Annotated in this window: 22 protein-coding genes; 10 read left to right on the forward strand and 12 right to left on the reverse strand. The window is 73.0% G+C overall.

The window, feature by feature from the left end:
* Positions 1–6 precede the first annotated feature (6 nt).
* From QC282_RS10370 to QC282_RS10405, 8 genes are read right to left on the reverse strand one after another with little or no spacing between them, the layout of a single operon-like run.
* Positions 7–2,001, reverse strand: a complete 1,995-nt coding sequence (locus QC282_RS10370; RefSeq protein WP_279548953.1) for an NADH-quinone oxidoreductase subunit L — start codon at positions 1,999–2,001, stop codon at positions 7–9.
* Positions 1,998–2,387 carry an NADH-quinone oxidoreductase subunit NuoK gene (gene nuoK / locus QC282_RS10375; RefSeq protein ID WP_279548954.1) on the reverse strand — a complete coding sequence of 130 codons (390 nt, stop codon included), beginning with the start codon at positions 2,385–2,387 and terminating at the stop codon, positions 1,998–2,000. Before nuoK ends, QC282_RS10370 begins: the two co-directional genes overlap by 4 nt.
* Positions 2,387–3,043 carry an NADH-quinone oxidoreductase subunit J gene (locus QC282_RS10380; RefSeq protein ID WP_279548955.1) on the reverse strand — a complete coding sequence of 219 codons (657 nt, stop codon included), beginning with the start codon at positions 3,041–3,043 and terminating at the stop codon, positions 2,387–2,389. The genes nuoK and QC282_RS10380 overlap by 1 nt, the downstream gene beginning before the upstream one ends.
* On the reverse strand, positions 3,040–3,591 hold the full coding sequence (locus QC282_RS10385) for an NADH-quinone oxidoreductase subunit I (RefSeq protein ID WP_279548956.1): 552 nt from the start codon (positions 3,589–3,591) through the stop codon (positions 3,040–3,042). Before QC282_RS10385 ends, QC282_RS10380 begins: the two co-directional genes overlap by 4 nt.
* Positions 3,591–4,559, reverse strand: coding sequence for an NADH-quinone oxidoreductase subunit H (locus QC282_RS10390; RefSeq protein ID WP_279548957.1), 969 nt, complete (start codon positions 4,557–4,559; stop codon positions 3,591–3,593). The genes QC282_RS10385 and QC282_RS10390 overlap by 1 nt, the downstream gene beginning before the upstream one ends.
* Complete coding sequence (locus QC282_RS10395) at positions 4,556–6,064, reverse strand: NADH-quinone oxidoreductase subunit C (RefSeq protein WP_279548958.1); 1,509 nt, start codon at positions 6,062–6,064, stop codon at positions 4,556–4,558. The genes QC282_RS10390 and QC282_RS10395 overlap by 4 nt, the downstream gene beginning before the upstream one ends.
* Entirely contained in the window at positions 6,061–6,756 is a 696-nt protein-coding gene (locus tag QC282_RS10400) for an NADH-quinone oxidoreductase subunit B (protein WP_279548959.1), read from the reverse strand. The genes QC282_RS10395 and QC282_RS10400 overlap by 4 nt, the downstream gene beginning before the upstream one ends.
* Complete coding sequence (locus tag QC282_RS10405; protein ID WP_279548960.1) at positions 6,747–7,199, reverse strand: NADH-quinone oxidoreductase subunit A; 453 nt, start codon at positions 7,197–7,199, stop codon at positions 6,747–6,749. The genes QC282_RS10400 and QC282_RS10405 overlap by 10 nt, the downstream gene beginning before the upstream one ends.
* Positions 7,200–7,409: 210 nt before the next feature.
* Here QC282_RS10405 and QC282_RS10410 point away from each other — a divergent pair, with 210 nt between their 5' ends.
* The 5 genes from QC282_RS10410 to QC282_RS10430 all read left to right on the forward strand — a co-directional run bounded on the left by QC282_RS10410 (position 7,410) and on the right by QC282_RS10430 (position 14,249).
* Complete coding sequence (locus QC282_RS10410) at positions 7,410–8,624, forward strand: sensor domain-containing protein (RefSeq protein ID WP_279548961.1); 1,215 nt, start codon at positions 7,410–7,412, stop codon at positions 8,622–8,624.
* A gap of 172 nt (positions 8,625–8,796) precedes the next feature.
* Positions 8,797–10,146 carry a sensor histidine kinase gene (locus QC282_RS10415; RefSeq protein WP_279548962.1) on the forward strand — a complete coding sequence of 450 codons (1,350 nt, stop codon included), beginning with the start codon at positions 8,797–8,799 and terminating at the stop codon, positions 10,144–10,146.
* A 221-nt stretch (positions 10,147–10,367) separates the two neighbouring features.
* Complete coding sequence (locus QC282_RS10420) at positions 10,368–11,027, forward strand: response regulator transcription factor (protein WP_279548977.1); 660 nt, start codon at positions 10,368–10,370, stop codon at positions 11,025–11,027.
* A gap of 218 nt (positions 11,028–11,245) precedes the next feature.
* Positions 11,246–13,177 (forward strand): 2-oxoacid:acceptor oxidoreductase subunit alpha, encoded by a 1,932-nt coding sequence (locus QC282_RS10425; RefSeq protein ID WP_279548963.1) that lies wholly within the window; start codon positions 11,246–11,248, stop codon positions 13,175–13,177.
* Positions 13,170–14,249 (forward strand): 2-oxoacid:ferredoxin oxidoreductase subunit beta, encoded by a 1,080-nt coding sequence (locus QC282_RS10430; protein ID WP_279548964.1) that lies wholly within the window; start codon positions 13,170–13,172, stop codon positions 14,247–14,249. Before QC282_RS10425 ends, QC282_RS10430 begins: the two co-directional genes overlap by 8 nt.
* Positions 14,250–14,279: 30 nt before the next feature.
* Here QC282_RS10430 and QC282_RS10435 read toward each other — a convergent pair whose 3' ends face one another.
* Positions 14,280–14,678, reverse strand: coding sequence for a helix-turn-helix domain-containing protein (locus QC282_RS10435; RefSeq protein ID WP_279548965.1), 399 nt, complete (start codon positions 14,676–14,678; stop codon positions 14,280–14,282).
* Between the two features lie 90 nt (positions 14,679–14,768).
* Between QC282_RS10435 and QC282_RS10440 the strand changes: the two genes are divergently transcribed.
* Together QC282_RS10440 and QC282_RS10445 are read left to right on the forward strand one after the other, a co-directional pair.
* Positions 14,769–15,623, forward strand: a complete 855-nt coding sequence (locus QC282_RS10440; protein ID WP_279548966.1) for an SDR family oxidoreductase — start codon at positions 14,769–14,771, stop codon at positions 15,621–15,623.
* Positions 15,624–15,825: 202 nt separating this feature from the next.
* A complete protein-coding gene (locus QC282_RS10445; protein WP_279548967.1) occupies positions 15,826–18,720 on the forward strand; it encodes a BTAD domain-containing putative transcriptional regulator in 2,895 nt (964 codons plus the stop codon).
* Between the two features lie 87 nt (positions 18,721–18,807).
* On the opposite strand, the gene QC282_RS10450 is transcribed toward QC282_RS10445, so the two are convergent.
* Positions 18,808–19,389 (reverse strand): M23 family metallopeptidase, encoded by a 582-nt coding sequence (locus QC282_RS10450; RefSeq protein WP_279548968.1) that lies wholly within the window; start codon positions 19,387–19,389, stop codon positions 18,808–18,810.
* A gap of 286 nt (positions 19,390–19,675) precedes the next feature.
* Between QC282_RS10450 and rarD the strand changes: the two genes are divergently transcribed.
* Positions 19,676–20,575 (forward strand): EamA family transporter RarD, encoded by a 900-nt coding sequence (gene rarD / locus QC282_RS10455; protein ID WP_279548978.1) that lies wholly within the window; start codon positions 19,676–19,678, stop codon positions 20,573–20,575.
* 32 nt (positions 20,576–20,607) lie between these two features.
* On the opposite strand, the gene QC282_RS10460 is transcribed toward rarD, so the two are convergent.
* Positions 20,608–21,192, reverse strand: coding sequence for a CGNR zinc finger domain-containing protein (locus QC282_RS10460; RefSeq protein WP_279548979.1), 585 nt, complete (start codon positions 21,190–21,192; stop codon positions 20,608–20,610).
* Between the two features lie 108 nt (positions 21,193–21,300).
* Here QC282_RS10460 and QC282_RS10465 point away from each other — a divergent pair, with 108 nt between their 5' ends.
* The gene (locus QC282_RS10465; RefSeq protein ID WP_279548969.1) at positions 21,301–21,765 is read left to right on the forward strand and encodes a VOC family protein; all 465 of its coding nucleotides are present in this window, start codon (positions 21,301–21,303) and stop codon (positions 21,763–21,765) included.
* A gap of 420 nt (positions 21,766–22,185) precedes the next feature.
* A complete protein-coding gene (locus QC282_RS10470; protein WP_279548970.1) occupies positions 22,186–23,130 on the forward strand; it encodes a M28 family metallopeptidase in 945 nt (314 codons plus the stop codon).
* Between the two features lie 16 nt (positions 23,131–23,146).
* Here QC282_RS10470 and QC282_RS10475 read toward each other — a convergent pair.
* A partial coding sequence (locus tag QC282_RS10475) for a tetratricopeptide repeat protein (RefSeq protein ID WP_279548971.1) occupies positions 23,147–24,418 on the reverse strand: 1,272 nt, incomplete at its 5' end.

A 24,418-nucleotide genomic window follows, 5' to 3' on the forward strand; every position in this document is an offset into this window, starting at 1 on the left:
GCCTGCTCACGCTCCCGTGGCGACGAGGACGACGGCCACCGCGAGGACGACGGTGCCGGCGAGCAGCGCGCTCACATAGGTCTGCACATTGCCGGTCTGGGCCCGCCGTACGGCGATGCCGAGCCAGCGGGGTAGGGCGCCCGCACCGCGTACGTAGGTGTCGACGACTTCCCGGTCGAGGAACCTGACGAGGCTCGCGGCGCCCCGCACCGGGCGGACGAACAGGGCCGAGTACACGGCGTCCAGGTGGAAGCCGGTGGCCGCGTGCCGGTGCAGCGGGCCCAGCAGCAGCCGGCCCGGGTCGGCCGGGTCGGGCGCGGACGCCACGTCGCCGTAGGCGGGGGTGTGGCTGGCGATGGCCTCGGCCTCGACCTGCGCGGCGTCGCCCTCGGGGTGGGCGGCGACGGCGCCCATCGGGACGCGCGGGGCGAGCGCGGTGGTGTGCCGCCAGGCCGCGTAGGTGACGATGCCGCCGGCGAGGGCCACGCCCGTGCCGAGTACGGAGGTGGTGAGGGTCGGGGCGAGGTCGGCGCCGTCGAACCAGTCGGGCAGCAGGCGGAAGGCGAGCCCGCCGAAGGCGAGGGACGGCACGGCGAGCACCCACAGCACCGTGGTCATCGGCACCGGCTGCCTGCCGTGGTCGGGGGCGTCGGCGCCCCGGCCACGGAAGGCGAGCAGCCACAGCCGCGTCGCGTAGGCGGCGGTGAGCAGGGCCGTGATGAGGCCGGCGACGAGGACGGTCCAGCCGGCGGCGCCGGGGGCGTGCTCGGTGTGGCCGGTCAGGACGTGCTCGGCGGCGCCGAGGACGGACTCCTTGGAGAAGAAGCCGCTGAACGGCGGGATCGCGGCGAGCGCGAGCAGCGCCACGGTCATCGTCCAGTAGGCGTCCGGGACGCGGGCGCGCAGGTTCCGCATGCGGGACATGGCGGCCAGCGAGTTGGTGCCGGCGGCGTGGATGACCGCGCCGGCGGCGAGGAACAGCAGCGCCTTGAAGGCGCCGTGGGACAGGAGGTGGAAGACGGCGGCACCGCGGTCGCCGACGGCGAGGGCGCCGGTCATGTAGCCGAGCTGACCGATCGTCGAGTAGGCGAGGACGCGCTTGATGTCGTCCTGGGCGAGCGCGGCGAGCGCCGAGCCGACCATCGTGACGGCGGCCATGACGGCCAGGACCACCATCGCGGCCCGCGAGGCCTCGAAGAGCGGGAGGAGACGGGCGACGAAGTAGACACCGGCGGCGACCATCGTCGCGGCGTGGATCAGCGCGGAGACGGGTGTGGGGCCCGCCATCGCGTCGGGCAGCCAGGTGTGCAGCGGGAACTGCGCCGACTTGCCCGCCACACCGGCCAGGAGCAGCAGCGCGATCAGCGTCGGGTGGTCGAGTCCGCCGCTCGCGACGGCGCCGAGGACCTTGGTGACGCGGAACGAGCCGGCGTCCCCGGCCAGTGCGAACAGGCCGATGAGGAAGGGGACGTCACCGAGCTTGGTGACCAGGAAGGCCTTCAGCGAGGCGGCGCGCGCCTCGGGGGTCTCCCAGTAGTGGCCGACCAGGAAGTACGAGCAGATGCCCATGATCTCCCAGCCGACCAGCAGCACCATCAGGTCGCCGGAGTAGACGACGAGCAGCATCGCGGAGGTGAACAGGGAGACGAGCGCGGCGTACGACGAGTAGCGCGGGTCGTCGCGCAGGTAGCCCGTGGAGTAGATCTGCACGCAGGTGGCGACGAGGCCGACCAGGACGGCGACGAGGGCGGCGAAGCCGTCGATGTGCAGGGCGAGTTCAACGGGGACGGAGCCGGTGGGCGTGAGCTCGGTGGCGGCGTTCACGGCGCGCCCGCCGTCCTGGCGCACGGCGACCAGCACGGCGAGCACCAGGGCGGCGAGCGTCGGCAGGACGGCGAGCGGGCGGACGAATCCGGGTGCCGTGCGGCCCAGGAGCAGCCCAGCGGCGGCGCCGAGGAACGGAAGGAGGGGGACGAGGACGGCGAGGGTGGTGGTGGTCACGCGGTGGCCTCGGCCTTCTCGGCCGGGCCGGCCGTGAGGGCGTCGCTGTCGGGGCCGTCGGCGTCGCGGGTCTCGGCGGTGTCGCGGAGCTTGTCGATGTCCGCGGTGCCGCGGTTGCGGTGGACGGCGAGGACGATCGCCAGGCCGATGCCGATCTCGGCGGCGGCGATGGCGATGGTGAACAGGGTCAGGGCCTGGCCGGAGTGCAGGGTCTCCTCGGCGGTCTTGCTGAGCCAGACGTCGAAGGCGACCAGGTTGAGGTTGACGGCGTTGAGCATCAGCTCGACCGACATCAGGACCAGGATCGCGTTGCGGCGGGCGAGGACGCCGTACAGGCCGGTGCAGAACAGCAGGGCGGACAGCACGGCGGGATAGGCGAGGTGCATCAGCGGGCCCCTTCCTTCTCGCTGCGGCTGCCCGGGGTGCCCGGCGTTCCCTGGGTGCCCTGGTTGTTGTCTTTGTCCGCCTTGGCCTTGCGGGAGAGGACGATCGCGCCGACCAGGGCGGCGAGGAGGAGGACGGAGAGCGCCTCGAAGGGCAGGACCCAGTTCTGGAAGAGGCTCTCGCCGGTGGCCCTGGTGGAGCCCTCGGCCTCGCCGTCCAGGTCGATCCAGGTGGTGCGGAAGGCGTCGACGACCACCCAGACCAGGGCGGCAGCGGCGGCCACGGCCACGGCGAGGGCGGCCCAGCGGTTGCCGGAGTCGGCGTCCGGGGAGCGGCCGATGGGGGCCCGGGTGAGCATCAGACCGAACAGGAGGAGGACGACGACGGAACCGACGTAGATGAGGACCTGCACCCAGGCGATGAACTCGGCGGTGAGCAGCAGGTATTCGACGGCGAGGCCGCCGAGGGTCACCACCAGCCACAGGGCGGCGTGCACGAGCTGCCGGGTGGTGACGGTGACGACCGCCGCGCCGAAGGTGACCAGGCCGACGAGGAGGAAGGCGATCTCGACGCCGGTCGGGGACAGGAAGCCGTGGGTTTCGGCCGCGCTGGTCAGCGTGCCGGAGGCGGTGCTCAGGGCGCCGGTGGCGGGGTTCACGCGTTGTCCTCCGGCGGTTCGGCCTGGGCGGCGGCGAGCTTCTCCGCCGTCTTGCGGGCGGCGGCGATCTCCTTGGGCTCCTCGGCGCCGGGGTCGAGGGCGGGCGGGGCCGGCACGGTCCACATCCACTCGCGGAGCTTGTCCCGCTCGTGGGTGAGGTCGCGGATGTCGGTCTCGGCGTACTCGAACTCCGGTGACCAGAACAGCGCGTCGAAAGGACACACCTCGATGCAGATACCGCAGTACATGCACAGGGAGAAGTCGATGGCGAAGCGGTCGAGGACGTTGCGGCTGCGCTCGCGTCCGCCCGGGGTGGCCGCCGGGATCGTCTCCTTGTGGGAGTCGATGTAGATGCACCAGTCGGGGCACTCGCGGGCGCACAGCATGCAGACCGTGCAGTTCTCCTCGAACAGGCCGATGACGCCGCGGGTGCGGGGCGGGAGGTCGGGCTGGACGTCGGGGTACTGCTCGGTGACGGTCTTCTTCGTCATCGTGCGCAGGGTGACGGCCAGGCCCTTGGCGAGGCCGGAGCCAGGGATGGGGGCCACTAGGAGATCACCACCTTGACGATGCCGGTGAGGGCGATCTGGGCGAGGGAGAGGGGGACGAGCAGGGTCCAGGAGAGCTTCTGGAGCTGGTCCTCGCGGAGCCGGGGGTAGGTCACGCGCAGCCAGATCACGACGAAGGCGAGGACGGCCGTCTTCAGCAGGGTCCACACCCAGCCGAGGCCGTCGGCGCCCCAGGGGCCGTGCCAGCCGCCCAGGAAGAGGACGGTGGTCAGGCCGCACAGGACGACGATCCCGGCGTACTCGGCGAGCAGGAAGAGGGCGAAGCGGAGGCCGGTGTACTCGGTGTACGCGCCGAAGATGATCTCCGAGTCGGCGACGGGCATGTCGAACGGGGGGCGCTGGAGTTCGGCCAGGCCGGCGATGAAGAAGACGATCGCGCCGACGATCTGCCAGGGCAGCGACCACCACTCGAAGGCGTCGAGGATGCCGACGAGGGAGACCGTGCCGGCCGCCATCGCGACGGACGCGGCGGTGAGCAGCATGGGGAGTTCGTACGCGAGGAGCTGGGCGGCGGTGCGGAGGCCGCCCAGCAGGGAGAACTTGTTGGCGGACGCCCAGCCGGCCATGAGCGAGCCGAGGACGCCCACGCCCATGACGGCCAGGACGAAGAAGATGCCCGCGTCGACGACCTCGCCGACGGCGCCCTCGCCGGGGCCGATGGGGATGGCGAGGAGGACGAGGAGGTACGGCAGCAGGGCGACGGCGGGCGCGAGCTGGAAGATACGGCGGTCCGCGCCGGCCGGGACGATGTCCTCCTTCTGCGCGAACTTCACGCCGTCGGCGACGAGTTGGGCCCAGCCGTGGAAACCGCCGGCGTACATGGGGCCGAGGCGGCCCTGCATGTGCGCCATCACCTTGTGCTCGGTCTGGCCGACGAGCAGGGGGAAGGTGAGGAAGACGACGAACACGACGAGGAGTCGCAGGGCGACGTCAAGAGCGTCGTTCACTGCGGGCCTCCTGCGGGGTCTTCGGGGGTGTTGTCTGGTTCGGGGGTGTTGTCCGGTTCGGCGGCGGGGGCTGGTGCCGGCTCCTTCGCCTGGTCAGGCGTGGTCGTCGGCTCCGTTCCCTCCGTCTCCTCGAACGCCGGGCGGGCGTGGTGCCACGGGGCGTCGGGGCTGCGCGGGGCGGCTTTCGGCGCCGGGGTCTCGGCGGACGGCGTGCCGGCGGCGGCGTCCGTGCCCGCGTCCTGACCCGGGTGCGTACCTGCGTCCTGACCCGCGCCCGTCCCCGCATCCGGGCCCGGGGCGGCGCCCGCCTCCGAAGCCGTCGGCGTCGGACCGCCCGGCGTCGCGCTGTCCGGCCTCGCGGCGTCCGGCGTCGATGCACCCGGCGTCGGGGCGTCCGGCGTCGCACCGCCCGGCGTCGATTCACCGGGCGTCGCGGCACCCGGCGTCGCAGCGTCCGGCGTCGCAGCGTCCGGCGTCCCGGCGTCCGGCGTCGGGCGCTGGCTCGCCGAGCCCTCCCCCGCGGTCCGCGCGCGCCGCGGCCCTGTGGTGCCCGTGCCCGTGCGCTGCGATGCCGAGCCCTCGCCCGTGCCGCGTGCCCGGCGCGGCTCGGCAGCCGGTGCCTGCACGTCAGGCGCCTCCGGCGCCTGGCTCGCTGATCCTTCCGCCGCCGAACGCGCACGGCGCGGCCCCGCAGCCGGTGCCGGCGTGCCCTGCACATCCCGCGTGCCCTGCGCCTCCGCCGCCTGGCTCGCCGAACCCTCCGCCGCCGAACGCGCACGGCGCGGTCCGGCGGCCGGGGTTTCCGTGGACGGAGGCGTGGCGATCTGGCTTGCCGAGCCCTCGCCCGCGGTTCGCGCGCGCCGTACCGGGCGTTCGCCTGCCGCGCGGGCCGCGCCGCGGGCCGGGCGGGCCGGCGCCGGGGGGAGCTGGCCCTTCATTGGGCCCCATTCGTTCGGGTCGGGGACGCCCGGCGGGAGCATCTGGCGGCGCTTGGGGCCGCCGTGCGCCGCACCCGCCGCAGACTCCCCGGGTTCCTTGGCGCCGGGCCAGGCCTTGGCGACGCGGGCGGCCAGGACGAAGTCCTTGCGGAGGGGGTGGCCCTCGAAGCCGTCGGGGAGGAGCAGGTGGTTCAGGGCGGGGTGGCCCTCGAAGGCGATGCCGAACATCTCGTGCGTCTCGCGCTCGTGCCAGCCCGCGCCCGCGTACACGCCGAGAGCGGTCGGCAGGGTCGGCGCCTCGTGCGGAACGGTCGTCCGCAGGAGCAGGCGCCGTACCGGGGCGAGGGCGACGACGTGGGCGGCGACGCGGAAGCCGGTGCCGGGTTCGTCGACCGCGCTGAGCCAGTCGAAGTAGGTGCAGCCGAGCCGGTCGCGCGCGGTCTCCAGGGCGGAGATCCACGCGGCCGGGGGGACGTCGACGGTCAGGACCTCGTAGGCCTCCTCGGCGGTGGCCTCCGGGCCGAAGAGGTCCTCGGTGTCGGCGGGCAGCCAGCCGGCCGTCGTCATCGGGCTTCCCCTTCTCCCGTGGCGGCACTCTCCCCCGCGGCCGCGCTCTCCCCCGTGGCCGCGCTCTCCCCCGAGACGGAACTCTGCCCCGTGGCCGCACTTCGCCCCGTGGCAGTGGCGCCCGGCGGCTTCACCAGGTCGCTCGTGAGGGCAGCGGTCGACGGGTGGGGTGCCGGGCCGTAGCGCTCGCCCAGCGACTCCCGCGCGATCTTCTCCTGGAGCTTGAGGATGCCCTGGAGCAGCGCCTCGGGGCGCGGCGGACAGCCGGGGACGTAGACGTCCACGGGGATGATCTGGTCGACGCCCTTGGTCACGGAGTAGGAGTCCCAGTAGGGGCCGCCGCAGTTGGAGCAGGCGCCGAAGGAGATGACGTACTTCGGTTCGGGCATCTGCTCGTACAGGCGCTTCACGGCCGGTGCCATCTTGTCCGTGACCGTGCCGGAGACCACCATCAGGTCGGCCTGGCGCGGACCCGGCGCGAAGGGGATGACGCCGAGGCGGATGAAGTCGTGGCGGGCCATCGACGCGGCGATGAACTCGATGGCGCAGCAGGCGAGCCCGAAGTTGAAGACCCAGAGCGAGTAGCGGCGCCCCCAGTTGAGGACGACCTTCATCGGCTCGGGGGCGAGGCGCGCGAGGGCGCCCAGCCGCTTCGGCTCGGGCAGCATCACGGGCTCGGGGTTCACGTCCATGTCAGGACGCCCTTCTTGTATGCGTACAGCAGGCCCACGGCGAGGAAGCCGAGGAAGATGAACATCTCCACGAGGGTCGTGGCGCCGTAGCCGTCGGCGGCGAACACGGTGGCCCAGGGGAACAGGAAAATCGAGTCGACCGCGAAAATCACGTACAGAAAAGCGTAGACGTAATAGCGGACCTGGGTGTGGGCCCAGCCCTCGCCGACGGGGTCGACGCCGCACTCGTACGTGAGGAGTTTCTCGGGCGTGGGGACGACGGGCCGCAGCAGGCGCCCGGCGCCGAAGGCGACGGCGACGAACAGCACGCCGACGACGGCGAGCAGTCCGACGACCGAGTAGGACTGGAAGTAGTCCGCCGCGACGGAGGTGGTGCCGACGGCGGAGGTGTTGGCGGCCGTCGTGTCGACGACGGCCGCATCGACGACGGTCGGTTCCCGCACGTCCGTCCCTCGCTCCCTGCTCCCTGAGCGCCTGTGGATGTCGTTGTTCGACGATCTGTACGCACGGGAGTCTAGGCCCTGCTAAAGAGACGGTAAGCAGCCCGTCACTCCTCGGGACGTGCGGGAAGGCGCGGGGTGGGGTTTTCCCCCGGGGCGGGTCGCCGGTCCACCTCATGGCGCGGCCGCCCGGCGCCGGGCACGCTGGCCGGTATGACCGAACGCTTCCCGTCTCCGAGCCCGGCCAGGGACGGCATCGCCGCTCCGCTGCCGCCGGCGCGTTTCGCCTACGACCGGCACACCTGGAAGGAGATCGCGCATCTCCTGGCGAACCTGCCGATGGCGGTGTTCGGCTTCGTCTACGTCATGACGGTGCTGTTCACGAGCTTCTGGCTGACCGTCACGGTGATCGGGTTCCCGCTGCTGGCGGCCGGTCTGATGGGAGCGCGGCAGCTCGGGAAGCTGGAGCGGGCGCGGGCCCGGGCGCTGCTCGGGGTGCGCGTGGACGAACCGAGCCCGCTGCCGTTGCGCAGCCGCGGCCGGAACAGCGGCGGGTTCTTCGCGCAGCTGTGGATGGCGCTGAAGGACCCGGTGGGCTGGCGCACGGTGCTGTACGACTTCATCCGGCTGCCGTGGGGTGTTCTCACCTTCACGATCACGCTGGTGTCGCTGTTCGTGCTGTGGCCGGTGCTGCCGTTCATCGCGCGGGGTCTGACCAACGCGGACCGGGCGATGGTGCGCGGCCTGCTGTCGCCGTCGGACGAGTTGGAGCGGCGTATCGCGGAGCTGGAGTCGGACCGGGGTGTCGTGGTCGACACGGCCGCCGCCGATCTGCGGCGCATCGAGCGGGATCTGCACGACGGGGCGCAGGCCCGGCTGGTGAACCTGGCCATGGGGCTCGGCCTGGCCAAGGAGAAGCTGCTGGAGGGCCAGGCCGACGAGCACGTGGCGGCGATGGTGGAGGAGGCGCACGGCGAGGTGAAGCTGGCGCTTCAGGAGCTGCGCGATCTGGCGCGCGGCATCCATCCGGCGGTGCTCACCGACCGGGGCCTGGACGCGGCGCTGTCGGCGGTGGCGTCGCGGTGCACGGTGCCGGTGAAGGTGACGGTGGACCTGACCGCCCGGCCGGTCGCGGCCATCGAGGGCATCGCCTACTTCACCGTCTCGGAGCTGCTGCAGAACGTCAGCAAGCACAGCGGGGCGCGGTCGGCGTCGGTGGACGTGTGGCGGGCGGACGACCGGCTGCTGATCCAGGTGCGGGACGACGGGCGCGGGGGCGCGCGGCTGGACGGCGGTACGGGGATGCGGGGGCTCGCGGACCGGCTGGGCGCGGTGGACGGCCTGTTCGTCGTCGACTCCCCGGAGGGCGGCCCGACGTCCGTCACGGCGGAACTGCCGTGGCGGGACCGCGACCGGGGACAGGCCTAGCGGGGCGGGGCGGGGCCGCGGCCGGGGAAGGGCCGCGCGGGGCGGGACCGTCCGCGCGGCCAGGGGTGGGGAAAACCCCCGTCCCAAGACGCCGACGGACTCCATGGTCCGCCGACCTGCGGCGGAGCAGTGTGGTGGTACGGCACCGGACGAGGAGAAACGGACGACACCGATGGCCATGGAGTACGGACAGGGGTACGGGCCGGGCGGGCCCGGATACGCGATGAGCGGGAGTGAGCGGCGGCCCCGGCTGCCGGCGGGGCTGCGGGCACCGTTCGAGGGGCGCTTCTGGCGCGAGTTCGGCTTCGTGCTGCTGAGCCTGCCGATCAGCGTGCTGCTGTTCGTGTACGCCGTCACGATGGTCTCGCTGGGCGCGGGCCTGCTGGTGACGTTCCTCGGGATTCCGGTCCTGGCCGCCGCGCTGGCCGGCTGCCGCGGGCTCGGGGCACTGGAGCGGGCGCGGGCGCGCGGGCTGCTGGGCCTGGACGTGGCCGGGCCGGAGCCGCTGCGCATGGGCAAGCCGGGCCTGATGGCGTGGGTCGGCGCCGTGCTGAAGAGCGGCACGTCCTGGCGGGCGGTGCTGTACGCGCTGCTGCACTTCCCGTGGGCGGTGGTGTCCTTCGTCGTCGCCCTGAACTTCTGGGCGTACGGCTGGGCGCTGCTGACGTACCCGCTGTGGTTCTGGGTCTTCCCGGTGTGGGCGGGGCAGGGCGGCCTGCAGCTGTACGGGGACGAGACGCACCGCGTGTATCTGGACAACCCGTTCGAGATCACGGTGACGGCGCTGGTCGGGCTGTTGTTCACGCTGGCCACGCCGTGGATCGTGCGGGCGCTGACCATGGTGGACCGGGTGATGGTGCACGGGCTGCTCGGGCCGTCCCGGCTGGCGACGCGGGTCGTGGAGCTGGAGTCGGACCGGGGTGTCGTGGTCGACACGGCCGCCGCCGATCTACGGCGCATCGAGCGGGATCTGCACGACGGGGCGCAGGCCCGGCTGGTGAACCTGGCGATGGACCTGGGGCTGGCGAAGGAGAAGCTGCGCGAGGACCCGCAGGAGGCGGCGCGGATGGTCGACGAGGCGCACGGCGAGGTGAAGACGGCGCTCCAGGAGCTGCGCGACCTCGCGCGGGGCATTCACCCGGCGGTGCTGACGGACCGCGGGCTCGACGCGGCGCTGTCGGCGGTGGCGTCGCGGTGCGCGGTGCCGGTACGGGTCGAGGTGGACCTGCGGGAGCGGCCGGCGCCGGCGATCGAGGGCATCGCGTACTTCACGGTGTCGGAGCTGCTGCAGAACATCAGCAAGCACGCGCGGGCGACCTCGGCGGTGGTGGAGGTGTGGCGCGTGGAGAACCGGCTGCTGCTCCAGGTCTGGGACGACGGCGCGGGCGGCGCGGACGTGACCCGGGGTTCGGGCCTGGCCGGGCTGGCGGAGCGGCTGGACGCGGTGGACGGCATCCTCGTGGTGGACTCGCCGGCCGGCGGTCCGACGCGGGTGACGGCCGAACTGCCGTGGCGCAGGTGACGCCGGGCACCGGTCCGGTACCCGGGACCACCGGGTGACCGAGCGCTTTCGGCCAAGGAACCGGACAACGCGGCAGCGCCGGGCGCCGTTGCGCGGGTGGCCGTCGCCCCAATCCCGTCGGGAGGCCGCATCCGTCTGCCGATGCTGGAATGCTGGACCTGTCGCAGGCCTGCCGTGGGGCGGGCCGCCGGGCAGGGGGGCCGTAGGACGTGGAGGACAGGGTGCGGGTGGTCATCGCCGAGGACTCGGTGCTGCTGAGGGAGGGCCTGACCCGGCTGCTGACCGACCGGGGGCACGACGTCGTGGCCGGCGTCGGTGACGGGGACGCGCTGATCAAGACGATCACCGAGCTGGCCGACGGGGGCGAGCTGCCCGACGTGGTGGTCGCCGATGTGCGGATGCCGCCCACGCACACCGACGAGGGCGTCCGGGCCGCGGTGCAGCTGCGCAAGGCGCACCCGGGACTCGGGGTCCTCGTCCTGTCGCAGTACGTGGAGGAGCGCTACGCCACGGAGTTGCTGGCGGGCTCCAGCCGCGGTGTCGGCTACCTGCTCAAGGACCGGGTGGCCGAGGTGCGCGAGTTCGTGGACGCGGTGGTGCGGGTCGCCCGGGGCGGTACGGCCCTGGATCCGGAGGTCGTCGCGCAGTTGCTGGGCCGCAGCCGGAAGCAGGACGTGCTCGCGGGGCTCACCCCGCGGGAGCGCGAGGTGCTGGGTCTGATGGCGGAGGGCCGGACGAACTCGGCGATCGCGCGGCAGCTGGTGGTCAGCGACGGGGCGGTCGAGAAGCACGTCAGCAACATCTTCCTGAAGCTGGGTCTGTCCCCCAGCGACGGCGACCACCGACGGGTGCTTGCCGTGCTCACCTATCTCAATTCCTGAGAACCGGTGAACCGGGACGGGCGTCTTCAGGGGCAGCGCCGGCACGAGCGTCGCCGGGAGCGGAAGATCATGGCACGTCAGAGCCGTGGGCCGTCTCGCTGTCGTGTCCATCATGCGAATGTCGAGCCGGGTGCGAGTCTCACAGACGTAGGGTTGATCTGTACGGGCCTGCGGGAAGGCCTGTCGCGGACAGCCGTCCACCAGGGAGGTCCAGTTCAGTGACCAGCCAGGTCAGTAGCCCAGCGGAACAGGCCGACGGAGCCGTCGCGGGAGAGCAGCGCCAACCGGCCGGGACGAAGGACGTCCGCCGGCTGGACCGGGTCATCATCCGGTTCGCGGGGGACTCGGGCGATGGTATGCAGCTTACGGGTGACCGGTTCACGTCGGAGACGGCGTCGTTCGGCAACGACCTGTCGACGCTGCCGAACTTCCCGGCCGAGATCCGCGCCCCGGCCGGCACCCTGCCGGGTGTCTCCAGCTTCCAGTTGCATTTCGCGGACCACGACATCCTGACGCCCGGGGATGCGCCGAACGTGCTGGTGGCGATGAACCCGGCGGCGTTGAAGGCGAACGTGGGGGATTTGCCGCGGGGTGCGGAGATCATCGTCAACACGGACGAGTTCACGAAGCGGGCGATGCAGAAGGTCGGGTATGCGACCTCGCCGCTGGAGGACGGTTCGCTGGATGGTTACAGCGTGCATCGGGTGCCGTTGACGACGTTGACGGTGGAGGCGCTGAAGGAGTTCGGGCTGTCGCGGAAGGAGGCGGAGCGCAGCAAGAACATGTTCGCGCTGGGCCTGCTGTCGTGGATGTATCACCGTCCGACGGAAGGCACGGAGAGGTTCCTGCGGGCGAAGTTCGGCAGGAAGCCGGACATCGCGGCGGCGAACATCGCCGCTTTCCGGGCGGGGTGGAACTTCGGGGAGACGACGGAGGATTTCGCGGTCTCGTACGAGGTGGCGCCGGCGGCTGCGGCGTTCCCGCCGGGTGTGTACCGCAACATTTCCGGCAACCTGGCTCTGGCGTACGGTCTGATCGCGGCGTCCCGGCAGGCGGACCTGCCGCTGTTCCTGGGCTCGTATCCGATCACGCCGGCCTCGGACATCCTGCACGAACTGAGCAGGCACAAGAACTTCGGTGTGCGCACGTTCCAGGCGGAGGACGAGATCGCGGGGATCGGCGCGGCGCTGGGTGCGGCGTTCGGCGGCTCCCTCGCCGTCACCACCACCTCCGGCCCCGGCGTGGCCCTGAAGTCGGAGACGGTCGGACTGGCGGTGTCCCTCGAACTGCCGCTGCTGATCGTGGACATCCAGCGCGGCGGCCCGTCGACGGGCCTGCCGACGAAGACGGAGCAGGCGGATCTGCTGCAGGCGATGTACGGCCGCAACGGCGAAGCCCCGGTGCCGGTCGTCGCGCCGCGCACACCCGCGGACTGCTTCGACGCCGCCATCGAGGCCGCCCGCATCGCGCTGACGTACCGCACCCCGGTGTTCCTCCTCTCCGACGGCTACCTCGCCAACGGCTCGGAGCCCTGGCGCATCCCGGACCTGGACGAACTCCCCGATCTCCGGGTGCAGTTCGCGCAGGGACCGAACCACACCCTGGACGACGGCACCGACGTCTTCTGGCCCTACAAACGCGACCCGAGGACGTTGGCACGCCCGTGGGCGGTACCGGGCACGCCGGGCCTGGAGCACCGCATCGGCGGCATCGAGAAGGAGGACGGCACGGGCAACATCTCCTACGCGCCGGCCAACCACGACGTCATGGTCCGCACCCGGCAGGCCAAGATCGACGGCATCGACGTACCCGACATCGAGGTCGACGACCCGTCCGGCCAGGCCCGGACCCTGGTCCTGGGCTGGGGCTCCACCTACGGCCCGATCACCGCGGCCGTCCGGCGACTGCGCACGGCCGGCGAGACGATCGCCCAGGCCCACCTGCGCCACCTCAACCCCTTCCCGAAGAACCTCGGCGAGGTCCTGAAGCGTTACGACAAGGTGGTGATCCCCGAGATGAACCTCGGCCAGCTCGCCACCCTGGTCCGGGCGAAGTACCTGGTCGACGCCCACTCCTACAACCAGGTCAACGGCATGCCGTTCAAGGCCGAGCAGCTCGCCACCGCTCTCAAGGAGGCCATCGATGGCTGACACGTCCACGGAAAGCACGGGCACGGCCGAGGCGCTCTCGCTCGTCCCGAAGGCCGAGGGCAAGCAGTCGATGAAGGACTTCAAGTCCGACCAGGAGGTGCGCTGGTGCCCCGGCTGCGGGGACTACGCGATCCTGGCGGCGGTGCAGGGTTTCATGCCCGAGCTGGGCCTGGCCCGGGAGAACATCGTGTTCGTCTCCGGGATCGGCTGCTCGTCCCGTTTCCCGTACTACATGAACACCTACGGGATGCACTCGATCCACGGCCGCGCCCCGGCGATCGCGACCGGCCTGGCCGCCTCACGCCGCGACCTGTCCGTCTGGGTCGTCACCGGCGACGGCGACGCCCTCTCCATCGGCGGCAACCACCTGATCCACGCGCTGCGCCGCAACGTGAACCTGAAGATCCTGCTGTTCAACAACCGGATCTACGGCCTCACCAAGGGCCAGTACTCCCCGACCTCGGAGGTCGGGAAGATCACCAAGTCGACGCCGATGGGCTCGCTGGACGCCCCGTTCAACCCGGTGTCACTGGCGATCGGCGCGGAAGCCTCCTTCGTGGCGCGCACGGTCGACTCCGACCGCAAGCACCTCACCGAGGTCCTGCGCCAGGCCGCCGCCCACCCGGGCACGGCGCTGGTGGAGATCTACCAGAACTGCAACATCTTCAACGACGGCGCCTTCGACGCCCTCAAGGACAAGCAGCAGGCCGAGGAAGCCGTCATCCGCCTGGAACACGGACAGCCGGTCCGGTTCGGCAGCGGACTGTCGAAGGGCGTGGTCCGCGACCAGCGCACCGGCGACCTGAAGGTCGTCACCGTCACCCCGGACAACGAGGCACAGGTCCTCGTCCACGACGCCCGCACCGAGTCTCCGACCACGGCGTTCGCGCTGTCGAGGCTGGCCGACCCGGACACGCTCCACCACACCCCGATCGGCGTGTTCCGCTCCGTCGACCGGCCCGTCTACGACACCCTGATGGCCGACCAGCTCGACACCGCCGTCGAACAGCACGGCAAGGGCGACCTCTCCGCCCTCCTCGCCGGCGGCGACACCTGGACCGTCGTCGGCTGACACGCGGTACGGCTGTCGGGCCCGGGCGCCTCAGGGTGTCCGGGCCTCGTCGTATGCCCGGCGGGCCTCCTGCACGTCCTCCAGCCGCCGCTCGGTCCACCGGGCGAGCGAGCGGACCTGTTCGGCGGCCTCGCGGCCGAGGTCGGTGAGGGAGTAGTCGACGCGGGGCGGGATGACCGGCCGGGCGTCGCGGTGCACCAGGCCGTCGCGCTCCAGGGTCTGGAGGGTCTGGGTGAGCATCTTCTCGCTGACGCGGCCGATCGCCCGGCGCAGCTCGCTGAAGCGATACGAACGCTCCAGCAGCTGGATCAGGACGAGGACGCCCCAGCGGCTGGTGACGTGCTCCAGCACCAGCCGGTGCGGGCACATGTCCTCGCGGCTGGTGGCCTCACGGCCCACGGTCCGGCTCCCTGCTTCACTTACCGTCATGCCAGTACCTTACTTCAAAGTGGGTACTTTCTTTTGGTTAGCGCACCTCCTAGGGTTAGTGGACAACCACCCCCCGAAGGAGTCCCGTACATGAGCATCGTCGTCACCGGCGCCACCGGAAAGCTCGGCCGCCTCGTCGTGGCACAGCTGCTGGAGAAGGTCCCGGCCGAGCAGGTCACCGCCGTCGTGCGCGACCGGGCGAGGGCCGCCGGCCTCGCCGAACGCGGCGTGCGGCTCGCCGTCGCCGACTACAACGCGCCCGAGACGTTCGACGGCCTGTTCGCGCCCGGCGACAAGGTGCTGCTGATCTCCGGCAACGAGTTCGACAAGGGTCGGACCGGCCAGCACAAGGCGGTCCTCGACGCCGCCAGGTCCGCCGGTGTCGCCCTGTTCGCCTACACCAGCGCCCCCGGCACCCTGACCGCCGCGCTGGCCGACGACCACCGGGGCACGGAGGAGGCGATCCTCGCCTCGGGCGTGCCCTACACGCTGCTGCGCAACGGCTGGTACCACGAGAACTACACCGAGCAGCTCGCCCCCGTCCTGGAGCACGGCGCCGTGGTGGCCGCCGCCGGCGAGGGCCGGGTGTCCTCCGCCTCGCGCGCCGACTACGCGGCCGCCGCCGTCGCCGTACTGACCGGCGAGGGGCACGAGAACCGGACGTACGAGCTGGGCGGCGACGAGGCGTGGAGCTTCGCCGAGTACGCGGCGGAGCTGAGCCGGCAGACCGGCAAGGAGATCGTCTACCGGCCCGTCTCCCCCGCCGAGCTGACCGGCATCCTCACCGGCGCCGGACTGCCGGAGCCGTTCGCGGCGGTCCTCGCGGGCGTGGACGCGTCCATCGAGAAGGGCGAGCTGGTGGTCGGCTCCGGTGACCTGTCCCGCCTGGCGGGGCGCCCGGCCACGCCGCTCGCGGAGGCGATCGCGACGGCGCTCAAGGACTGACGCCCCGCACCCGCGCTCCCCGCCGCGCCCGGCGGGGAGCGCCTTTTCACGTCCCCCGCCGCGTGGTTCCGGCCGGGCCGACGGGAAGTGACCCGGCGGTGTCGGTCACGTACCGGATCGCTGAACTCCTGTTCGGCGACTGTGGGCGCGGCTACGCTGTGCCGCAGTCACGGACTGTCACGGGCTGGTCGGAGGCAGGCGGATGGGGGAGCCGATATTCGGCGTACTGGGCCCGCTCCAGGTACGCGCGCGGGGCGGGACGGGGCCGCTGCCACTGGGCGGTCCCAAGCCGCGGGCGGTGCTCGCCACGCTGCTGCTGCAACCCGGCGCGTTCGTGTCGCTGGACGTGCTGACCGAGGTCCTGTGGCCGGGCGGCGCGCCCCGCTCGGCGGTGGCCAACGTCCGCACCTACGTACGCGCGTTGCGGCGGGCCCTGACGGCCGCCGGCGTCGCCACCGACGGACTGCGCACCCTGCCCGCGGGCTACGCCCTGGACGTCGAGCCCGGCGACCACGACATGCTGCTGTTCGAGCACCTCCTGGACGGCGCCCGCGCGGCCCGCGACCGGGGCGACGACGCCACCGCCCTGCGTGGCTACGACGCGGCCCTCGCGCTGTGGCGGGGCGGCGTGCTCCAGGACCTGCCGTCCAGCGTGGTGTGGGACCCCGTGCTCACCCGGATCGAGGAGCTGCGGTCCCTCGCCGTGGACGAGTGCCTGGAGGTCCGGCTGCGGCTGGGCGACTACCCGCCGCTCGTCGCCGACCTGAGGAAACGACTCGCCGAGGACCCGCTGCGCGAGGACCTGTGGCAGATGCTGGTCCGCGCCCTGTACGGAGCCGGCCGGGTCACCGAGGCCCGCGCCGCCTACGCGGAGGCCGAGCGCGTCCTGGCCGTCGAGCTCGGCGTCGCCCCGGGCGCCCCGCTGCGCGCCACCGGCGAGGAGATCAACGGGCATGTGGCGCGGCGCCGTACCGCCCCGGCCGCGCCGGTGTGCCAACTGCCCATGGACGTGCCCGACTTCACCGGCCGCGACACGGAGATCGCCGCCCTGGAGGAGCTGCTGTCCGGCGCGGGGCGGCGGCCGGTGGTCGCCGTGGTGTCGGGCCCGCCGGGGTCGGGGAAGTCCACCCTGGTCGTTCATGTGGCCCACCGGGTGCGGCACATGTTCCCGGACGGGCAGCTGTTCGTGGACCTGGGCGGCCTGAGCGGCCGGCCGCGCGAGGCGGCCGACGTGCTCGCCGAGATGCTGCGCGGCCTCGGCGTCATCGACAACGCCATGCCGTCCGAGCCGGGCGAGCGGGCCGCGCTGCTGCGTTCCCGGCTGGCCCAGCGGCGCGTCCTGATCGTCCTGGACGACGCCGCGACCGGCGCCCAGGTCCGGCCGCTGCTGCCGGGCACCGGAGGCTCCGCGGTGCTGGTCAGTTCCCGCCGCCGGATGCCGGCCCTGCCCGCGCAGCACTGCCCCCTCGGGGTGATGCGGCACGACGAGGCCCGCGCGCTGCTCGGCCGGATCGTCGGCGAGGACCGGCTGAGCGTCGCAGGCGCGGACGCCGACCGGGTGCTCACCGGCTGCGGCTCGCTGCCGCTGGCCGTGCGGATCGCCGGGGCCCGGCTGGCCAACCGGCCCGGCTGGACCGTCGGCGCGCTGGCCGACTTCCTGCACGACGAGCGCGGCCGGCTGGACCAGTTGCAGACCGGCGAGCTGGAGGTGCGGGCGAGCGCCGAGCTGAGCTACCGGCATCTGCCCGAGCACGCGGCCACCGCGTTCCGCGCCTTCGGACGGCTGCCCGACCAGGCGGTGCCCGGCTGGCTCGTGACGGTCGCGATGGGCCGGCCCAGGGAGCCGGACCGGGTGCTGGAGACGCTGCTCGACGAGCACCTGGTGGAGGTGGTCGGCACCGACCCGCTCGGTCTCCAGCGCTACCGCATGCACGATCTGCTCCGCATCTACGCGCGTGAACTCGCCGAGGCGGACGCGCCGGACGTCTGGCGCGAGCGGGGCCTCGGGACCGTGGACGCCCTGATCGCGCTGGCCCGCTGCGCGAACGCCGCCATGCCGACCCGTTTCCTCGGGGTGCTCGGCGAGGCGCTGCCGCTGCCCGGCCCGGCCGCCGGCCTCGCCCGCGCGGTGCGGGCCCGGCCCATCGAGTGGTTCGAGAGCGAACGCCGGGTCCTCGTCGCCGCCGTGGAGTCGGCGCTGCGGCTCGGCGACCACGCCCGGGCCGCCGATCTCGCCGTCGAGCTGGCCGGCTTCTTCGACATGCGCGGCTACTACGGCGACTGGCTGCGCACCCACCGGCTCGTCCTGGACGCCGTGCCCGCCCCCCCCGACGCGCGCTCCGCCGCCCTGCTGCGCAACCTGGGCCAGCTCCACCTCTACCAGGACCGGTACGCCGACGCGCTCGCCGCCTTCGAACGGTCGCGGGAGGTCTTCGCCGCCCTCGGCCACCGCTCGGGCGAGGCCGTCGCCGGGCTCGGCACCGGCACCGTGCACCGGGTGACCGGCGCTCTGGACGCGGCGCTCACGTCGTTCACCGAGGCGCTGCACGCCTCCCGGGCCGCGGGCGACCGGCACTGCGAGGCCGTCGCGCACAACGCGATCGCGTCGGTGTGGCTGGAGCGGGGCGACCCGGACGCCGCTGCGCCGTGGCTCGCGCACGCCCTCGCCCTGTCCCGTGACGTCGGCGACCGGCACCGCGAGGCGCAGGTCCGCCGCCGTATCGCCGTACTGCACGAGCTGCGCGGGGAACCGCAGGTGGCGCGGGCCGAGCTGGAGCGGGCGCTGGAGATCTTCGACGAGCTGACCGACACGCACTGCGCGGCGTACGTGCAGCAGAGCATCGGGGAGCTGTGCCTGCGGCAGGGCGACGCGGGTCAGGCGTCGGCGCTGCTGGTCGGCGCGCTGGCGGTGCAGCAGCAGCTCGGCGACCGGCGCGCGGAGGCGCGGGTGGCGTGTCTGCTGGGCGAGCTGCATCACGCGACGGGCCGCAAGCAGACCGCGCGGCGCTACTTCCACCGCTCCCTGTCGGCCTGGCGGCGCCTGGACGTGCGGGACCAGGCGGAACTGGTGGACGCCAAGCTGCGGTCGCTGCGCTGAGCGGCTCGCGCGGAATGCGCCCCGGAGTGCGGGTACGGCGGCTGCGCGTGCGCCGTACCCGCCCCCCGTTCCGGGGCGGTCCGGGGGTCAGCAGCGGTTGGTGCTGGTCTGGTAGCGCGTGGTGTAGTCCGGGTACGACAGGCCCTGGACGACGGCGACGACGACGCTGCCGTTGAGGATCTGCTCGTAGTGCAGGTGCGGGGAGATGTCGTAGAGCGCGGACGTGGCGCCGACCGTGCCGATGCGCTGGCCGCGGGTGACGGTGGCACCCTTCTGCACGTCGCGCGTCTTCAGGTGCGAGTAGCGGGTGCGCCAGCCGTTGCCGTGGCCGATGACGATGGTGTTCCCGTAGCCGGTGCTGGTGGCGTAGTACGACTCCAGGACGGTGCCGCCGGCGCTGGCGAGGACCCGGCGGCCGAGGTCGTCCGGGGTGCCGTTGGCGTCGTAGTGGTTCCAGTCGATGGAGTGGGCGGGGCTGTGGCCCTGCCAGTTGCTGCCGCGCCAGGTCTGGCCGCAGATGAACGGCATGCGGAACGCGGGGCGGGTCGCCGCGGCCTCGGCGGAGGCCGGTTCCGACGCGGCGGTGGCGGCGGGGGCGGCGGCCACCAGCGCGGCCAGGCCGCACAGCGCCGCGACCAGCCGACGGCCGTGTCTCTTACGTCTCTGCATGGTTCCTCCCGTGGTCGCCGAGGTGACGTGGCGATTGAAGGAGGCCGGCATACAAAGCGGATACAAGCCGGTACGGGCGCCTCCCCCGGGCCGGGGAGCGGGGTCCGGGAGGCGCCGTGAAACTGTCATGACCGTATGCCGATACGGGCATGACAGGCGGGGGCCCGCGGCGTTACCTTCGTCGGTGCTGCATGTGAGGCGGCCAGGCGAGAAGGAGGTGCCCGTGACCGGGAAGCCGAAGGGCGAGCGACACATAGGACTGCTGAACGGTTTCGCGGCCTACGGGATGTGGGGCCTCGTGCCCCTCTTCTGGCCCCTGCTGAAGCCGGCCGGCGCGACGGAGATCCTCGCCCACCGCATGGTGTGGTCACTGGCCTTCGTGGCCGTCGCCCTGCTGGTGGTCCGGCGCTGGGCCTGGGCGGGCGAACTGCTGCGCCAGCCGCGCCGGCTGGCGCTGATCGCGTTCGCCGCGGCCGTCATCACCGTCAACTGGGGCCTCTACATCTGGTCCGTGAACTCCGGCCACGTCGTCGAGGCGTCCCTCGGGTACTTCATCAATCCGCTCGTCACCATCGCCCTGGGCGTCCTGCTGCTGAAGGAACGGCTGCGGCCCGCGCAGTGGGCGGCGGTCGGGATCGGCTTCGCGGCCGTCGTCGTCCTCACCGTCGGCTACGGCAGGCCGCCGTGGATCTCGCTGGTGCTCGCCTTCTCCTTCGCGGCGTACGGCCTGGTGAAGAAGAAGGTCAACCTCGGCGGCATCGAGTCGCTGGCCGCCGAGACCGCCGTGCAGTTCCTGCCCGCCCTGGGCTATCTGGTGTGGCTCGGCACACGGGGCGACCTGACCTTCGGCACCGAGGGCGCGGGGCACGCCGCGCTGCTCGCCGCGACCGGCATCGTGACCGCGCTGCCGCTGGTCTGCTTCGGCGCGGCGGCGATCCGCGTGCCGCTGTCGACGCTGGGACTGCTGCAGTACCTGGCGCCGGTGTTCCAGTTCCTGCTCGGCATCCTGTACTTCCACGAGGCGATGCCGCCGGAGCGCTGGGCCGGGTTCGCGTTGGTGTGGCTGGCGCTGTCCCTGCTCACGGGCGACGCGCTGCGCACCGCCCGCAAGGCCGCGCAGGCCCGCGCCGAACTGCGGGCGCCGCGCGCCACCACGGCACCGAACACCGACCCCGTGGACGCGTAAGGGCTGCCGGGACACGTCCCGGGACAGCACACCTAAGCGGTGTCAGGTGCGTCGCGATGGGTGCGTGCCCGGTGGGCGCGCACCTTTTCCCTGTTCCCGCAGTGCTCCATCGCGCACCAGCGGCGCCGCCCCGGGCGCGAGGTGTCGACGAACAGCAGACGGCAGTTGTGGGCGCCGCACTCGCGGATGCGGTCGGCGTACGGGCCGGTGAACAGGTCGATCGCGTCGCGGGCCACCGTCGACAGCAACTGCGTCGCCGTGGCGCCCGGGGCCCAGCCGGGCGTGCCGTCCGGCTCGATGCGGGTGACGAGCGGGGGCCGGGCGGCGGCCTCGTTGACGGCGTCGAGGTGGGCCGGCCGCAGCGGGCGGCCGTGGGCGCGGTCGGCGGTGAGGAGGAACAGGGCGTCACGGAAGGCGCGGGCCCGCTCCAGTTCCGCCTCGCTCACCGTGAGGTCCAGGCCGTCCCGCAGCCGGCTGCGCCCGGCCCAGGTGACGAGGTCCGCGGGCTCGTGCAGCACCTCGTAGCGCGCGTAGGCACCCGGGCCGCCGGTCGGCAGCAGCTCCAGACACAGGGCGCCCGGGTCGAAGCGGTAGGGCTTGCCGTCCCGGGAGACCAGCGTGAGGCCCGGGGACGACCGCCGCGACGGACCGACGGTCCCCGGTGTTCCCGTTGCTCCCGGCGTTTCCGTTGCCCGCTCGCTCATGTAACCAGTATAAGTGGTTACATGACTCAGCCCGTCGCACCCCTGCACTGGAAACTCGTCATCGACGCCGCCGACCCGCACGCCCAGGCCGACTTCTGGGCCGCCGCGCTCCGCTACGCGCTGGAGGACAACAGCCCGCTCATCGAGAAGCTGCTGGGCCTCGGCGCCGCACCGGCCGAGCTCACCGTCGAGCACCACGGCCGCCGCTTCTGGCGGGACCTGGCCGCCGTGCGGCACCCCGACGACCCGCACGACGAGGAGCGCGGGACGGGGCTCGGACGGCGGCTGCTGTTCCAGCGCGTACCGGAGGCGAAGACCGTGAAGAACCGGCTCCACATCGACCTGCACACCGGTGAGGGGCAGCGCGACACGGAGGTCCGGCGGCTGGAAGCGCTGGGCGCGAGCGTGCTGCGGCGCGTGTCGGAACCGTCGGGGGCATGGGTCGTGATGCAGGACCCGGAGGGCAACGAATTCTGCGTCCACTAGGCCGCGCCCGCGAAGTGGCGCCTGCCGCGCTCCGGGCGACGACGCCACTTCGCTGACACGGCCTGGGCGGCACGGGCAGGCGCGGACAGACGCGAGCGGCACGGACAGGCGCGGGCAGGCGCGGGCGGCACGGACAGGCGCGGGCGGCACGGACAGGCGTGGGCAGGCGCGGGCGGCACGGACAGGCGTGGGCAGGCGCGGGCGATCCGGTGAGGCCGGCCGGTGAGGCGGGGCGGGACGGGGGCGGCGAGGCGGGGCGGGGCGGGGCACCGAGGTGGAGCGGGGCGGCGATCCGCTATTCGGATAGCGAAATCCCTGTCCGGATAGCGCTCTTGACGGAGCTTCAGTCGTACCTCGACCATCCAGGGCACCCATTCACCTGGAATCCCCCAGGATTCCCAAGGAATTCGGAGCCCCCACATGAAGCTCTCCGTTTCCGGGCGTGCCGTGGCGGCGGCCGTCGTCGCGGCCACCACCCTGCTGGCCGGCGGCACCGTCGCCGACGCGACACCGGCGCCGCTGCCGGCCGCGGCACCCGACATACCCGTCGCCAACGTCAAGGCGCACCTGACGCAGTTCCAGTCCATAGCCACCGCCAACGGCGGCAACCGCGCACACGGCCGCCCCGGCTACAAGGCGTCCCTCGACTACGTGAAGGCCAGGCTGGACGCGGCCGGATTCACCACCACGATCCAGCAGTTCACCTACTCCGGCCGCACCGGCTACAACCTGATCGCCGACTGGCCCGGCGGCGACACCAACCGGGTCGTCATGGCCGGCTCGCACCTCGACAGCGTCAGCTCGGGACCCGGCATCAACGACAACGGCTCCGGTTCGGCGGCCGTCCTGGAGACCGCGCTCGCCGTGGCGCGGGCCCAGTACAAGCCCACCAAACACCTGCGGTTCGCCTGGTGGGACGCGGAGGAGCTCGGCCTCGTCGGCTCCCGCCACTACGTCAACAGCCTCTCCGTCGGAAACCGCGCGACGATCAGCGGCTACCTCAACTTCGACATGATCGGCTCGCCCAACCCCGGCTACTTCGTCTACGACGACGACCCCACGATCGAGAAGACCTTCAAGGAATACTTCGCCGGCCTCGGCGTGCCCACGGAGATCGAGACCGAGGGCGACGGCCGCTCCGACCACGCGCCGTTCAAGAGCGCGGGCGTGCCGGTGGGCGGGCTGTTCACGGGCGCGAGCCGCACGAAGACGGCGGCGCAGGCCCAGAAGTGGGGCGGCACGGCGGGCGTGGCGTTCGACCGCTGCTACCACTCGTCCTGCGACACGACGTCCAACATCAACGACACGGCCCTGAACCGCAACAGCGACGCCCTGGCCCACGCGGTCTGGCAGCTGTCGTCCTAGTACCGGACGGGGCCGTCTAGTCCTCCGAGGCCCGGGCGCGTTGGGCCAGCCGCTCCATGCGGGTGCGGACGGGCTCCAACTGCTCGATCTCCTCGGCGGCCGGACCGCCCTCGGCCGCGAGCCCGGTCCACAGGTCGATCAGTTCGCGGCCCAGCTCCAGGCCCCTCGCCGGGTCGCGTACGGCACGCCAGGCGGTCGCCGCGCTCTGGACGTTGCCGTACGCGGCCTCGGCGTCGCCCGAACGGCGGTGGACGCCGGCCAGTTCGAGCGACAGCCGCAGCGCGCGGACCGGCTCCCCGGCCAAGTAGGCGATGTAGGCGGTGAGTTCCTGGAGCCGCAGCACCTCGGGGTGCTCCGGGCCCAGCGTCGCGGACGCCTCGGCGACGGTCTCCTCGGCCAGCCTCGCCGCCTCCTCCGTGCGCCCGCCCCGGACTGCGTCGTTGATCCTCCCCATCGGCTCGGCGAGCAGCGCGGGCGCGGTGTCGTCCCCGGGCGCGGTGATCGGCTCGTCCCCGAGCACCGCCTCGGCCACGGCGTCGAAACCACGGGCGGGGGTGGGCTTGGGGTCGGGATCGTAGGAGGGCGGGAGGGCCATGTCGGGGATGGGGGTGTATCCGGACGCGACGGGCGCGCTCCGACCGGCGGCCGGGGGTGGAGTCACCGGGGCCGGTCCGGAGGCGTGAGCGTCCCGGCGGGCGGCCGGAGGCGCAGGCGACAGGGCCGACCCGGGGGCATGAGCGTCCCTGCCGGCGACCGGAGGCGCGGGCGGTTCGGGGGCACGGCCGTGTTCTGCCGGGCGGGTGGGGTCGGGCGCTGCGGTGTGCGACCCGGCGTCCATGCGCGGCGGCGGGCCGAACGCGCCCGTCGGGGCGGCGACCGTGCCGGGCGCCATGGCATCCGCCGCCGGTTCCCGCCCGGACGGCGACTCACGCTCGGCGGCCCACGACGGCACCGCCCGCAAGGGGAACGTCGCCGCACCGGTGCCGGTCCCACGGGACTCGGGCTCGGGAATCGCCCGCATACGGAAGGTCGGCACGGACTCGCGTTGCGGCGCGGAGGGCGACGACTCGCCGTGCTGCGGGGTGACGGGGCCCGACGGCTCGCCGTGGCGCGGAGCGGCGGAGGTCGGCGACTCGCCACGCTGCGGAGCGGAGGAGGACAGCGACTCGCCACGCTGCGGAGCGGAGGAGGACAGCGACTCGCCACGCTGCGGAGCGGAGGAGGACAGCGACTCGCCACGCTGCGGAGCGGAGGAGGACAGCGACTCGCCACGCTGCGGAGCGGAGGA

This window comes from Streptomyces sp. DH24 (genome assembly GCF_029813775.1).
Taxonomy (GTDB): domain Bacteria; phylum Actinomycetota; class Actinomycetes; order Streptomycetales; family Streptomycetaceae; genus Streptomyces.